Source organism: Xanthomonas sp. NCPPB 3582, from assembly GCF_041475735.2.
Classification (GTDB): domain Bacteria; phylum Pseudomonadota; class Gammaproteobacteria; order Xanthomonadales; family Xanthomonadaceae; genus Xanthomonas; species Xanthomonas codiaei.
In genome coordinates, this window is record NZ_CM192968.1 from 1108814 (window position 1) to 1121992 (window position 13179).

The following is a 13179-nucleotide window of genomic DNA, read 5'->3' on the forward strand; positions in this document are numbered from 1 at the left end:
TGCATCGCCGGGTGCAGGCTGCCTGGTCTCCGCGCCCGGCATGGGCGCGCGAATGGGGCCGCGCGTGGTGCGTCAGAGCACGCGCGGCGGTTCGCCGCCGACGATCACCACATCGGCCGGGCGGCGCGCGAACAAACCCACGCAGACCACGCCGGGGATCTGGTTCACGCTGCGCTCCAGCGCCACCGGGTCGGTGATCTGCAGGTTGTGCACGTCCAGCACCACGTTGCCGTTGTCGGTGACCACGCCGTCGCGCCACACCGGCTGGCCGCCAGTGAGCGCCAGGATCTGGCGCGCCACCAGGCTGCGCGCCATCGGAATCACTTCCACCGGCAATGGGAACTTGCCCAGCACCGGCACCTGCTTGCTCGGGTCGACGATGCAGATGAAGCGCTCGCTGGCCTCGGCAATGATCTTCTCGCGCGTCAGCGCCGCGCCGCCGCCCTTGATCAGGCAGCGGTTCGGGTCGCACTCGTCGGCGCCATCCACGTACAGCGACAGATTGCCGGTGTGGTTCAGATCCAGCACTTCGATGCCATGCTGGCGCAGCCGTGCGGTGCTCTGTTCGGAACTGGACACCGCACCCTTGATGCGATGGCCGATACGGCCCAGTGCATCGATGAAATAGGCCACCGTCGAGCCGGTGCCCACACCGACGATCATGCCGTCTTCCACGTAATCGATGGCTTTCTCGGCGGCCAGGCGTTTTGCTTCGGACATGTTTGGGCTCGGGATTGGGGATTGGGGAGTCGGGATTCGTCAGAGCGGTGCACGTCGGGCTGCGGGCATTGAGCGAATCCCCAATCCCGAATCCCGAATCACGGCGATTCCATCGCCAACAGCAGCTTCCACTGCGCGGCAGTCACCGGCAGGATCGACAGGCGGTTGCCGCGCGCGATCAGCGGAAAGCCTTCGCCCAGCGCATCGGCGTGCTGCTTGATCTCGTCCAGCGAAATCGTACGTTTGAGTTTGCGCTCGAACGCCACATCCACCAGCATCCAGCGCGGGTCTTCGCGGCTGGACTTGGGGTCGTGGTAGTCGGATTTCGGGTCGAACTGGGTATCGTCCGGATAAGCGGCGCTGGCCACCCTGGCGATGCCCACGATGCCGGGCACCTTGCAGTTGGAGTGATAGAAAAACACGCCATCGCCCACGTGCATGCCGTCGCGCATGAAGTTGCGCGCCTGGTAATTGCGCACGCCATTCCACGGTTCGGTGCCGACGCGTTGCAGATCGTCGATGGAAAAGGTGTCCGGCTCGGACTTCATCAACCAGTAGCGCTTGCGGGCAGTCATACGGAAACGGCGTCGTCTTTCAGGAGAGTGGCGTGTTCGGTGCAGATGGCATCTACCGCCACGTCCCAGGGTTCGGTCGGCAGGGCAGGCACCTGTTGCGCGGCGAAGCCGACGCCGACCAGCCAGGGCGGCGGCGCCTGGCGATGCCGGAACGCGAAGCTGCGATCATACCAGCCGCCTCCCATGCCCAGCCGCCGGCAACCCGCGTCGAAGCCGGTAAGCGGAGCGATCACTAAGGCCATGTCTTCCGGTGCCAGGGTGTCGGCAAGCGCCACCTCTGGCTCCGGGATTCCATAGCGGTTGCTGACCAGCCCCTGGCCCGGCTGCCACGGCGCAAAGCGCAGCGCGCGTCCGTCCAGCACCGGCAGGCAGTAGCGCACGCCCGCCGGCAGGCTCAGTTGCCAGCGATGCAGGGCGATCTCGCCATCCATCGCCCAATACCCCGCCACCGCGCCGGTCTGCGGCGCAAACGGCAGCGCCAGCAAGCGCGACGCCAAGGCATCGGCGGCGGCCAGGCGCTGCGCAGCCGGCACGCTGCGGCGCTGCGCGCGCAATTGCTGGCGTAACGCCTCTCGATCCTGGGTCATCGCTTTCTCGCCGCAGAAGGGGGATGCATTGTCGTTGCCGCGCGCACGCCTGCCTAGCAGCGCCTGCGCTGCGGTCGCCTGTTGCGCAGCGACCCGGTAAGCGGTGGTTCGATGGAACTGGGTCCCGGCGTGGGCGTCAAGGCTTGCATCACGGGTGGGGGCCGCAGACATGTTCAATCGCACAAAAAGAAACGACGCCCGAAGGCGCCGTTTCAGATTTGCATTCTCCGCCGTGACGATGCGGGCGAAACGACCTTGAACCCGGGGTTCAAGTGGGGACGTTGTGAGGCCATCGGGCTTCCCGCTACGAGGCGGACTTGCACACCCGGCTTCGTCGCGCCCCCGTGGTCGTAATTAAGGGACAAGGCGAATGTTTTGCACGCTGTCGTTTACAGCAGAGAACGCAGGCGAATTATAGACCTCTGCCGCGCGATGGCTAGCCCATTCGTCGGTACGCGCGTTCGAAAGTTCATCTTTGCGACGGCACTGCGACGTGCGCCTCAACGTGGCGTATCGGCCACGCTGTCCAGACGACGATTCAAGCTATCCAGCGTGGTCGCCAATTCACGGTCGTACAGCGCTTGCTGGTCGCGCAGTTGCTGCAATTCATGCGCCAGATTGAGTGCCGCCAGCACCGCGACGCGGTCCACCGCCGCCATGCGGTTGCTGCCGCGGATCTCGCGCATGCGCAGATCCAGCAAGCGCGCGGCGGCCGTCAGGCTCTCGCGTTCCTCGGCGGTGACGCCCACCGTGTATTCACGATCCAGAATGCGCACGCTGACCGGTTCGTTGCTGCTCACGTGTGCTGCTCCAGTGACTTCAGCCGCGTAATCATCGCTTCCACGCGCGAGCGCGCCTGTTCGTTCTTGGTCAGCAGTTGCGAACGCTCGCCGATCAGCTGTTCCTGCTGGTGCCGCAGGCTGCGGTTCTCGTCGGTCAACCGTTGAGTACGCTCGACCAGCGCCTCCACGCGGGTGGCAAGTGCGCGGATCTGGGCGAGGGCGGCGGCGTTGTCCATGCACCCACGATAGGGGGGCGTGCGCGCGGCGGTCAAGCGCGCGAACGACGGACGGCGGTGCCCCGCAAGCGCAGGCCTGCCAAGGCTTGCTCCCCCGTGGTCCGCGCCCGCCGCGACGGCCGTGGAACGCTGCATGGAACTTCGTCATGGCGGCGAAGGAGGAGGGCGCCTTGGTACACTGAGAAGTCAAATCGCCCGGCATGTGCGGGCACCTTCCGTTCCTAGCCTGGATGATTCGATGGATCTGCCTGATGTGACCGCCGTGCAAACCGAAAGCCGCCAGCTCGCGCTGGCGTCCTCTGCGGCGGAGCTGCATGGCGGGCTGTGCGGATGGCTGTCTGGTGGCGGCGCCGACAGCGCCGACTGGCTGGCGCGCATCCTTGCCGAACCCTCCCAGGTGGCGCCAATGCAGGGCGGCGCGCTGGATCAGCTGCGCCAGGCCACCGTGGCGCAGCTGGAAGACCGCGACTTCGCCTTCGAGCTGTTGCTGGTCGAAGACGGCGCCCCGCTGCCGGCGCGCACCGACGCCTTGTTCGACTGGTGTCGCGCCTTTCTGGGCGGCTTCGGGCTGGCCGCCCAGCAGCGCCCGGCGTTGACCGAGGAAGGCGAGGAGGCCTTGCAGGACCTGGCGCGTCTGGCGCAGGCCTCCAGCGAGGATTTCGATGCCGGCGAGGAAGACGATACCGCGCTGGCCGAGATCGAGGAATTCGTGCGCGTGGCGGTGCTGTTGCTGCATGGCGACTGCGTGATGGGGCCGCGTTTCCGCCAACGTCTGAACTGATCGTCGCCCTATGAAAAAGCTCACCGGGATCGGCGCTGCCGAATACGCGCGCCGGCGCAGGCAGCTGATGCAGATGGCCGGCGAGCACGCCATCCTCATCCTGCCGGCTGCGCCCGAGCGCGTACGCAGCCACGACACCCACTACCCGTACCGGCAGGATTCGGACTTCTGGTACCTGAGCGGGTTTCCCGAACCCGAGGCGGTGCTGGTGCTGGTGCCCGGCCGCAAGCATGGCGAGGCGATCCTGTTCTGCCGCGAGCGCGACGCCGAGCGCGAAGCCTGGGACGGCCCGCGCGAGGGCCAGGAAGGGGCGGTGGAGCGCTATGGCATGGACGATGCCTATCCCATCGACGATGTGGACGAGATCCTGCCGGGCCTGCTCGAAGGACGCAGCCGCGTGTATTACCACTTCGGCCGCGATGTCGATTTCGACCTCAAGCTGATCGGCTGGCTCAAGCGCGTGCGCGAGCAGGTGCGCCACGGCGCGCAGCCGCCGCACGAATTCCTGGAGCTGGGACACCTGTTGCACGAGCAGCGCCTGTTCAAGTCGCGCGACGAGATCGCGCTGATGCAGCAGGCCGCCGACATCAGCGTGCGCGCGCATCGTGCAGCGATGCGGCTGGCGCGCCCGGGCGTGCACGAATACGCGTTGCAGGCCGAGATCGAACGCGAATTCCGCGCCGCCGATGCGTGGCCGGCATACGGCAGCATCGTCGGCACCGGCAGCAATGCCTGTGTGCTGCATTACCGCGCCAATAACGCACGCAGCCGCGATGGCGAGCTGGTGCTGATCGATGCCGGCGCCGAGTACCGCGGCTATGCGGCCGACATCACCCGCACCTTTCCGGTCAACGGCCGCTTCACCCCGGCCCAGCGCGCGCTGCACGAGCTGGTCGGTGCCGCGCAGGCCGCTGCGCTGGCGCAGGCGCGCCCGGGCGTTGCCTACGAGGCGGGGCATCTGGCCGCCGTGGAAACCCTCACCGAAGGCCTGCTGCGGCTGGGCCTGCTCAAGGGCAAGCTGGAGCGCAACATCGACGAAGGTCATTACAAGCGGTTCTACCGGCACAAGACCGGTCACTGGCTGGGCCTGGACGTGCACGATGTCGGCGACTACAAGCTGGCCGGCGAGTCGCGGCTGCTCGAACCGGGCATGGTGTTCACCATCGAGCCGGGGCTGTATGTCTCCGCCGACGACACCTCGGTGGAGGCCCGGTGGCGCGGCATCGGCATCCGCACCGAAGACAACGTGCTGATCACCGCCGACGGCCACCGGGTTCTGACCGATGCCTTGGCGCGCAGCGCCGATGAGATCGAGGCGGAGATGGCGGGCGTCGTCGCCTGAGGTGGTTTCTCCGGTGCGGTTGGTGTGCCTCGCTAGCGGCGCTGGCGTGCGCGGCGCGTACCTCCCGGCGCCGACGGCGACTGCAGGTGTCCTTCTCGATGAGATCGAGCGGAGATGGCAGGCGCCAAGGCCCGATGCCTTTGCCGCGGTGTCGAGCTGAGGGCGGCTGCAGTGGAGGCAATGCGTACGCCCCCCGATGCACGCGCCGTAGCCTGCGCAGGGTCCGGTGCGAGCGCGTGGATGCCGCGCCTCACCTGCCCATCTTTCTGTTCGCCGGGATCGCCGCGATCGCCGCAGTGCCAGCTGTGGTGCCTTGTAGGTGCTACTGCCCCAGCTGCGGCGTCTGGCTGCGCTCTGGCTGCTGTTCCTGCTCGCCGGGGCCGGTGAGTTGGCGTGCACGCTCGAACGACTGCGCTTCGGGGGTGCTCAGCGCCTGCTCGGTCTTCATGTGCGCGCGCAGATGCGCCGGGTTGGTCGGCTCGCCCTGCACCACGAACACGTTCTCGCCGCTGTGCACACCGGTGCCGTTCGCCTGGCTCATCAGCACGTGATCCACGCGCGACAGGCCGTTCTCCTTGGCCAGCGGCAACAGCGCGGCGGTGAGCCGCGCGCTGGCCTGGTCGGGCGTGCGCCCGTGCGCGGCGTCGATCGCGTGCACGCCGCGTTCGATCTGCTGATACATCGGATGGTCCGGATGCGAGGCCTGACGTGGGTCGTTCATGGGAATGCTCCGTGCGGCACAGGGCCGGTCATGCGGCGGCAAATACCGGGCGCGTCAGGTTTTCCGGCGCGTCGTCGGTGCACACCACTTCGTCTTCGATGCGGATGCCGCCATAGGGTTTGAAGTATTCCACGCGCTGCCAGTCGATGCTGGCGGCGTGGCCATTGCGTTTGACTTCCTCCAGCAGCATGTCGATGAAATACACGCCCGGTTCGATGGTCACCACCATGCCCGGCTCCAGCACGCGGGTCAGGCGCAGATACGGATGACCCGCGGGCCGCTCGATGCGCCCGCCCTGGTCGCTGGCGGCAAACCCAGCCACATCATGCACCTGCAGGCCGATCAGGTGGCCCAGGCCGTGCGGGAAGAATGCGGCGCTGACGCCGGTGGCCAGGGCCGCCTCGGGCGAGACGGTGAGGATGCCGAAGTCCTTGAGGATGCCCATCAGCGCCAGGTGCGCATCGACATGCAGCTGCCTGTAGTCCACGCCGGCACGCACGCCCTGGCCCATGCGCAATTGCGCGGCGTCCACCGCATCGATCAACGCCTGGAACTCGCTGCCGGTGTCGGCGGCATAGGTGCGGGTGATGTCGCTGGCATAGCCGTGGGCCGAGGCGCCGGCATCGATCAGGAAGCTGCGCAGCGGTTGCGGCGGTTGCTGGCCCAGCTCGGTGTAATGCAGCACCGCGCCATGCTCGTTGAGCGCGATGATGTTGCCATAGGGCAGTTCGTTGGCGTCCTGGCCCACTGCGCCACAGTAGGCCATGTGGATGCCGAATTCGCTCTGGCCGGCGCGAAACGCGGCTTCGGCGGCGCGATGGCCGCGCACGGCCAGCTGCTGGGCGATGCGCATCAGCGCCAGTTCGTAAGGCGTCTTGAAGGCGCGCCGATACTCCAGGTCATCGAGCACCGGCTGCGGGTTGTTCGGTACGTAGGCGCCGAGCGCGCTGTTGGCCTCGCCCAGGATGGCGCAGCGTTCGCTGCGCGCGGGCAGCAGCGTCAGCGCCTCCTCGGGCGTGCGGATGATGTGGATATCGCAGTGCTCCACCCACCAGCCACTCGGTGCATCGGGCACCACATGCCAGTAGTCGAACGGCTGATGGAAGATCACCGTCGGTCGCTGGCCCGGTGTGTAGACCAGCCAGCTGTTGGGCACCCGGGTCAGCGGTACCCAGGCCTTGAACTGCGGATTGACCGCATACGGGTAATCGCGGTCGTCGAACACCTGGTAATGCAGGTTGCCGCTGGGCACCACCAGATGATCGAAACCGCCGCGCTGCAGCGCCTGGTCGGCGCGCGCGGTGAGCGTGCGCAGGTGGTCGGAATACAGGCGGCTCAGGGAGGGCTGGGTCATGCAGGACTCGATCGGCGATGCGAAGCAAACATCGATTTTGCCGCAAACCCGGTGACGCGGTCAGCCCACCATGTGTTCTTCGGCGATCCAGGCACGCAGGCGCAGGCGATGCGGCTCGGACATGCTCAGGAAGCGAAAGCCGGCCCAGGCCTGGCCCGGTGCGTGTGCCGCGTCCGACCACAGCAGGTGCACACCGACATCGATCTCGGTCGCGCGGCCGATGCGCTCGGGCAGGCTGAAGCGCAGCTGGTACAGCGCATCGTCGTGCAGCGGAACCGAGGCCAACAGCAACATGCCGGTCTCGGAGACATTGCCGACGCGGCCGATCTGCGCCTCGGTCAGCATGTCGATGACCGGCACCAGGTCGCTGGGCTGGCGTCGGGGCGCGCGGCGGGTGTCCTGGATCATGGCGATGTCTCGGCGGGGGATTGGCCGGCCAGGCTGCGTAGCGTGCGTACGGTGGCATGCCAGGCACGATCGATCAGTCGCGATTTTTCTTCCACCAACAGCCGCGCCTGGCCACTGGCCATCAGCCGCGCCAGACCGTCGAGCGAGTGGTCGCCCACCTTCTGCCCGCGTTGATTGACGAACAGCGCGTGGTCGGTCATCGGGCTGTACCAGGACAGCCGCTGCCGGCGCAGGTCGCCCTGCTGGTTGATGGTGAATTCGAACCAGGTACCGAAGGGCAGGCTGCGCAGTTGCGTGTAGTACTCCTCTTCGACCGGCGTGCGCGGTGCCGCGGCCGGCTTGCGCGCTGCGCCCTCGCCTTGGTCGCCCAGCCGTGCGCGCGCCTTGAGCTTGGCGGTGAGCTCGGTGCGCGAGGTGAGTGCGTCCTCGCCGCCGGGCGTGGCCAGGCGGCGCGCGATCGCGGCGGCTTCGTCGTGGTGGTAGCCGACCTGCAGCAGCGCGGTTTCCACATCGGTGGCGAGCGCGCTGTCGATGGGCTCGCCCTTGCTGCGGCAGGTGACCTCGGCGATGCGCGCGGTCAAGGCCTGGCGTTCGTCCCATTCGGGCGATTGTTCGCCCTGGCGCAGCAGGGTGAGGGTGAGCACATCGGACCAGGCCTGGCGCAGCAGCGACTGCACGAAGCGCGGCGGTGCGCTGCGTTCGCACAGGTCTTCGATGCGGGCCTGGGCCTGCTGCTTGGCCGATTCCAGCCGCTCCTTGCCGCGGGCGGCATCCACGTGCCGGCGTTCGGCAACCTCGGCCTTGCGGCCGAGCGCGCGCAGGTGCGCCTGGATGTCGTCGTTGGCGGCGGCGAACACCGCTTCGTCGCCCTGGTAGGTGTCCACGATGCGGTCGACCGCGCTGCCCAGTTTGTGCAGCAGCTGCGGGTCGATATCGTCTTCGCCCAGCCACACTGCGCCGGACTCGGCCACGGTGTTGAGCAGCTCGCGCACCGGGTGTTGGTCGCGCACGAAGAAATGCGTGTCGGTCAGCGCGGCGCGCACCACCGGAACCTGCAGTCTGGCCAGCAGCGCCTGTGCCGGGGTGTGCTCGCGGACCTCGCGCTGCATCTGCGCATACAGCAAGCCGAGCAGGTCGAAGGTGTCGGTGTCCTGCGGCGACAGCGCCGCGCCGGGCCCATGCTGGGCACGCAGCACCTCCAGCACCTGACGCTGGACCGCATCGATACCGCTGGCCTGCGGCAGCGGGTCGGTCTGCGCGCGCAGGGCGCCTTGCAGGCTGGCCAGGGCCTCGCCGAGCGCGGCCTTGGGCACCGCAGCCGAGGCCGCCGCAGCGGGCGGCATGGCAGGCTGTGCCGCGGCGGCCTGCACCAGGCTGCCTGGCGCGGCGCCTTGCTGCGCGTTGCCGGCGATCTGTGCCTGGCGCGCCGAGGACATCAGGCCACCGAGCGCCTGCGCGGCATCGGCCAGTGCCGGTGAGCCGGCCGCTGCGCCCTTGGCGGCAGCAGCCGGCGTTGCAGCGGCGGTGCCCTGCGGATCGAGCAGCGCGCTCTGCCAGGCGGTCGGTGCGGCTGCGCCACTCCAGCCGGTGGCCGGGCGCCCCGTGCGTTGTGCGCTGCCGCGGCTGGTCGCATCCTTCGGCGTGCCCGCGGCGGCCGGTGCCGTGCGCCGGGTCTGGACCTGGGTGGGTTTGACCAGGTACGGGTGATAGATCAGTCCCGGCAGGATGCCCTCGTGTTCCAGGGCGCTATTGGCGCGTTCGAACAGGTCGCCCAGCCGGTCCATCACCTGGCGCTCGAACACCTTGTACAGGGTCAGCTGCCCATCCAGGTTGAGCCCGAGCGCGTGGCCGCACTCGCGCAGGATCCGGCACAGCGCGTACGGCCCGAGCGGCAGGGCTTCCAGTTCGAATTCGGGCACCGCGCCGATCACCGCCAGCCGCTGCGCGAGCAATTGCAGTGCATCGGCGCGCCGCGAGGTTTCGCGCCGGGCGATCTCGCTGAGCACGATGTCGCGGTCGATCTCGGTGTCTTCCACCAGCGTGAGCATCTGCGGATGCGCCGCCGCATCCGGTGGCGGCATCAACGCAGGGCGTGTGTGCAGGTTGGCCAGGTCCTGCGCCAGTTCCTGCAGGAAGCGCTGCGGAAAGCGGTCGATGTGATCGCGCAGCCCGCGTGTCTGCGCGTAGGTGTCGGCCTGGATCTGGCTGTTGCGCGCATGTTCGGCCTTGTGCAGCAGCTCGCGCTCCAGCTCGACGATGGTCAGCCGCAGCGGCCCGCCAAGCGCCTGCACGCAGTGCGCATGCAACATGCCCAGCAGGCGCCGGCCGCGCGCGGACACTGGCGCATCGGCGATCGGGCCGCTGAGCGTGGGCTGCAAGGAAGAGGCGGGCGTGGACATCCGGGGCAGGCTCGGTTCGAAGCGTGAGCTATGTAGCATGTTTCCGCTACCGAGCGAACCTGCGTGCGGAAGCTGTCCGGCCGTTGCTCTCCACAGGCGCAGGCGATTGCAGACCTGCGGGCTGTCCTGTCGTGAGCCCGAGCAGGTTCGCCTCCGGTAGCAAGCTGCAGCCACCGGGCCGGCCGCTGCAGCGGGCAGGTAGTCGCCAGGCGGGCGCGGCCGCTGCCGGTCGGCTGACGCGCAGAGACTGCGTTGTGCCGCCGCCAGCTGCATCTGGCCGGTGGTGATCTTGCGGTAGCGCGTTTGCCGTGCCTGCGTGGCGCAGGCCGCTCACCTGTTGCGCGCGGCGGCAGTCAGTCCAGGAACAGCTCGACCACGTCGTTGGTGAAACGGCGGCCCAGTTCGGTGGGCAGCAGGCGCCCGTCGTGCTCGACCAGCCAGCCCTGCGCCTGCGCGCGCGCCAGCGGTGCGGCAATCGCCGAGGCCGGCAGCCCGGTGCAGGCTTCGAAGTCGGCAAGCCGGAAGCCTTCGTGCAGCCGCAGCAGGTTGAGCATGTATTCGAACGGCAGCCGTTCGCGCGGCACGAGGTCGTCGCCACCGATCGACGCCGCCGTGCCGGCGCTGGCCAGATAGCTTTGCGGATGCTTGTGCTTCCAGCGGCGCAGCACCTGCTGCTGCGCGCCGGAACTGATCTTGCCGTGCGCGCCGGCGCCGATGCCCAGGTAATCGCCGAAGCGCCAGTAATTGAGGTTGTGCGCGCACTGCCGCCCCGGTTTGGCGTAGGCGCTGACTTCGTACTGCGCGTAGCCGGCCTCTGCCAGCAAGGCTTGGCAATGTTCCTGGATATCCCAGGCCGCATCGTCGTCGGGAATGCCCGTGGGCGGCCGCGCGAAGAACACCGTGTTCGGCTCCAGCGTGAGCTGGTAGTGCGACAGATGGGTGGGCTGCAGCGCGAAGGCGCGTTCCAGGTCGTGCTCGGCCTGGGCCAGCGTCTGCTCGGGCAGGGCGTACATCAAGTCGATGTTGAGATTGTCGTAGCCGGCATCCTGCGCCAGCTTGATCGCACGTTCGGCTTCGCCGCTGTCGTGGATGCGGCCGAGCCGTTGCAGCGCCACATCGTCGAAGCTCTGCACACCGAAGCTCAGGCGGTTTACGCCTGCGGCGCGGTAATGCTCGAAGTGCCCATGTTCGGCAGTGCCCGGATTGGTTTCCAGGGTGATTTCCAGATTCGGCGCAAACCGCAGCCGCGCCGCGGCCGCCTGCAGGAAGCGGTCGATCGCCGCAGGCGGAAACAGGCTGGGCGTGCCACCGCCGAAGAACACCGAATGCACCACCCGGCCCCAGACCAACGGCAGATCCGCATCCAGATCGCGGATCAGCGCATCCACGTAATCGTCGAACGGCAACGCACCCTTGGCCGCATGCGAATTGAAATCGCAGTACGGGCACTTGCGTACGCACCAGGGCAGGTGCACATAGAGCGACAGCGGCGGCGGAATCAGCTCAGGCATGGCACCACGCGTCGGTCACAGCGCCAGCGCGCGTAGCTTGTGCTGCAGCGTGGCCAGCGCCACTGCGCGATGGCTCAGGCGGTTCTTCAGATCGCTGTCCATTTCTGCGGCAGTCAGGCCATGCACCGGGTCCAGGAACACCGGGTTGTAGCCGAAGCCACCGTCGCCGCGCGGTTCGGTGGTGATCGTCCCTTCCCAGCTGCCTTCGGCGATCAGCGGCTGCGGGTCTTCCGGATGGCGCAGCAGCACGATCACCGCATAGAAACGCGCGCTGCGGCGCTCGGCCGGCACCGCGCGCATCGCCTCGAGCAATTTGGCGTTGTTGGCCTGTGCGTCGGTCGGGCTGCCGGCATAGCGCGCGCTGTACAGGCCGGGCGCGCCGCCCAGGGCATCGACGATCAGGCCCGAGTCGTCGGCCAGTGCCGGCAGGCCGGTCACTGCGCTGGCGTGGCGGGCCTTGATCAAGGCGTTCTCGACGAAGGTCAGGCCGGTTTCCGGTACATCCTCCACGCCCAGCTCGCCTTGCGCCACGATCTGCAGCGGCAGGCCGGCCAGCATGGCGCGCAGTTCTTCCAGCTTGCCGGCGTTGCCGCTGGCCAATACCAGTTGTTTCATTGCTTGGGCTCCAGCAGATCCCACCGGGTGCCGTACAGGTCGCGGAACACCACGACCGTGCCGTACGGTTCCTCGCGCGGGGTTTCCAGAAATTCCACACCAAATGCCTGCATCGCCGCGTGGTCGCGCCAGAAGTCGTCGGTGTAGAGGAAATGATCCACCCGCCCGCCGGTCTGGTCGCCGATACGCGCCTGTTGTGCGGCATCGGCCGGTTGCGCGAGCAGCAGGGCGGCCTCGTCTGCGCCGCCAGGGCCGATCACCACCCAGCGCTTGCCCTCGCCCAGTGCACGGTCTTGCAGCACCTGGAAGCCCAGTGCGCCGGTGTACCAGGCAATGGCCGCGTCGTAGTCGGCGACCAGCAGCGTGGTCAGGGCGATACGCCGCTTCATGCGGCCAGCGCGGCGCGTTGCAGCGCGAACAGTTCGCCCATGCCTTTTTCAGCCAGCGTCAGCAGCGCATTGAGTTCTTCGCGGCGGAAGGCATGGCCCTCTGCCGTGCCCTGCAGCTCGATGAAGCCGCCGCCGTCGTTCATCACCACGTTCATGTCGGTGTCGCAGTCGCTGTCTTCCGGGTAATCCAGGTCCAGCACCGGCTCGCCGCGGTAGATGCCCACCGACACCGCTGCCACCGCGCCGATCAGCGGATGCTTCTTGATGTCGCCACGCTTGAGCAGCAGATTCACCGCGTCGGCCAGCGCCACGTAGGCGCCGGTGATGGCCGCGGTGCGGGTGCCGCCATCGGCCTGCAGCACGTCGCAGTCCAGGGTGATGGTGCGCTCGCCCAGGGCATTGCGATCCACGCAGGCGCGCAGTGCGCGGCCGATCAGACGCTGGATTTCCAGCGTGCGCCCACCCTGCTTGCCGCGTGCGGCTTCGCGGTCGGAGCGGGTGTGGGTGGAGCGCGGCAGCATGCCGTATTCGGCGGTGACCCAGCCTTCGCCCTTGCCGCGCAGGAAGTTCGGCACGCGGTTTTCCACGCTGGCGGTGCACAGCACGCGGGTGTCGCCGAAGCTCACCAGCACCGAGCCTTCGGCATGGCGGGTGAAGGCGCGTTCGATGCGCACCGGGCGCAGCTGATCGGCCATGCGGCCGCTGGGACGGGAAAAGGTCATGCGTGAGTCCGGAAGTCGGGAGGTGGTCGGTCGGCGC

Annotated in this window: 14 protein-coding genes, 1 other RNA gene and 2 pseudogenes; 2 read left to right on the forward strand and 15 right to left on the reverse strand. The window is 68.1% G+C overall.

Annotated features, from left to right (window positions below; genetic code table 11):
- Positions 1–72 precede the first annotated feature (72 nt).
- From rpiA to ACCQ05_RS04740, 6 genes are all read right to left on the reverse strand, one after another.
- Positions 73–720 carry a ribose-5-phosphate isomerase RpiA gene (rpiA, locus tag ACCQ05_RS04715; RefSeq protein ID WP_372393063.1) on the reverse strand — a complete coding sequence of 216 codons (648 nt, stop codon included), beginning with the start codon at positions 718–720 and terminating at the stop codon, positions 73–75.
- 98 nt (positions 721–818) lie between these two features.
- Positions 819–1295 (reverse strand): EVE domain-containing protein, encoded by a 477-nt coding sequence (locus tag ACCQ05_RS04720; RefSeq protein ID WP_167394479.1) that lies wholly within the window; start codon positions 1293–1295, stop codon positions 819–821.
- Positions 1292–1882, reverse strand: coding sequence for a 5-formyltetrahydrofolate cyclo-ligase (locus ACCQ05_RS04725; RefSeq protein ID WP_372393064.1), 591 nt, complete (start codon positions 1880–1882; stop codon positions 1292–1294). Before ACCQ05_RS04725 ends, ACCQ05_RS04720 begins: the two co-directional genes overlap by 4 nt.
- A gap of 220 nt (positions 1883–2102) precedes the next feature.
- A non-coding RNA gene (gene ssrS, locus ACCQ05_RS04730) (6S RNA) lies at positions 2103–2286 on the reverse strand.
- Between the two features lie 96 nt (positions 2287–2382).
- Positions 2383–2682, reverse strand: a complete 300-nt coding sequence (locus ACCQ05_RS04735; protein WP_104539960.1) for a cell division protein ZapA — start codon at positions 2680–2682, stop codon at positions 2383–2385.
- Positions 2679–2900, reverse strand: coding sequence for a TIGR02449 family protein (locus ACCQ05_RS04740; protein ID WP_372393065.1), 222 nt, complete (start codon positions 2898–2900; stop codon positions 2679–2681). Before ACCQ05_RS04740 ends, ACCQ05_RS04735 begins: the two co-directional genes overlap by 4 nt.
- Positions 2901–3138: 238 nt before the next feature.
- Between ACCQ05_RS04740 and ACCQ05_RS04745 the strand changes: the two genes are divergently transcribed.
- The gene (locus ACCQ05_RS04745) at positions 3139–3681 is read left to right on the forward strand and encodes a YecA/YgfB family protein (protein ID WP_372393066.1); all 543 of its coding nucleotides are present in this window, start codon (positions 3139–3141) and stop codon (positions 3679–3681) included.
- A gap of 10 nt (positions 3682–3691) precedes the next feature.
- The gene (locus tag ACCQ05_RS04750; RefSeq protein WP_372393067.1) at positions 3692–5023 is read left to right on the forward strand and encodes an aminopeptidase P N-terminal domain-containing protein; all 1332 of its coding nucleotides are present in this window, start codon (positions 3692–3694) and stop codon (positions 5021–5023) included.
- A gap of 322 nt (positions 5024–5345) precedes the next feature.
- Here ACCQ05_RS04750 and ACCQ05_RS04755 read toward each other — a convergent pair whose 3' ends face one another.
- The 9 genes and pseudogenes from ACCQ05_RS04755 to rph form a co-directional block, all read right to left on the reverse strand.
- Positions 5346–5744, reverse strand: a complete 399-nt coding sequence (locus ACCQ05_RS04755) for an XVIPCD domain-containing protein (RefSeq protein WP_104539963.1) — start codon at positions 5742–5744, stop codon at positions 5346–5348.
- A gap of 28 nt (positions 5745–5772) precedes the next feature.
- Positions 5773–7098 carry a Xaa-Pro dipeptidase gene (pepQ, locus tag ACCQ05_RS04760; protein WP_372393068.1) on the reverse strand — a complete coding sequence of 442 codons (1326 nt, stop codon included), beginning with the start codon at positions 7096–7098 and terminating at the stop codon, positions 5773–5775.
- A gap of 60 nt (positions 7099–7158) precedes the next feature.
- Complete coding sequence (locus tag ACCQ05_RS04765; RefSeq protein ID WP_228963190.1) at positions 7159–7506, reverse strand: PilZ domain-containing protein; 348 nt, start codon at positions 7504–7506, stop codon at positions 7159–7161.
- Positions 7503–8831, reverse strand: a pseudogene (locus ACCQ05_RS04770) (DUF1631 domain-containing protein); the annotation flags it as partial. The pseudogene ACCQ05_RS04770 and the gene ACCQ05_RS04765, both read right to left, overlap by 4 nt.
- A 77-nt stretch (positions 8832–8908) precedes the next feature.
- Positions 8909–9905: pseudogene (locus tag ACCQ05_RS04775) on the reverse strand (DUF1631 family protein); the annotation flags it as partial.
- Between the two features lie 353 nt (positions 9906–10258).
- On the reverse strand, positions 10259–11416 hold the full coding sequence (gene hemW, locus ACCQ05_RS04780) for a radical SAM family heme chaperone HemW (RefSeq protein WP_372393070.1): 1158 nt from the start codon (positions 11414–11416) through the stop codon (positions 10259–10261).
- Positions 11417–11431: 15 nt separating this feature from the next.
- Positions 11432–12031, reverse strand: coding sequence for an RdgB/HAM1 family non-canonical purine NTP pyrophosphatase (gene rdgB, locus ACCQ05_RS04785; protein ID WP_372393071.1), 600 nt, complete (start codon positions 12029–12031; stop codon positions 11432–11434).
- Complete coding sequence (locus ACCQ05_RS04790; protein WP_228963194.1) at positions 12028–12420, reverse strand: VOC family protein; 393 nt, start codon at positions 12418–12420, stop codon at positions 12028–12030. Before ACCQ05_RS04790 ends, rdgB begins: the two co-directional genes overlap by 4 nt.
- Positions 12417–13142, reverse strand: coding sequence for a ribonuclease PH (gene rph, locus ACCQ05_RS04795; protein WP_372393072.1), 726 nt, complete (start codon positions 13140–13142; stop codon positions 12417–12419). The genes ACCQ05_RS04790 and rph overlap by 4 nt, the downstream gene beginning before the upstream one ends.
- Between the last annotated feature and the right edge of the window lie 37 nt (positions 13143–13179).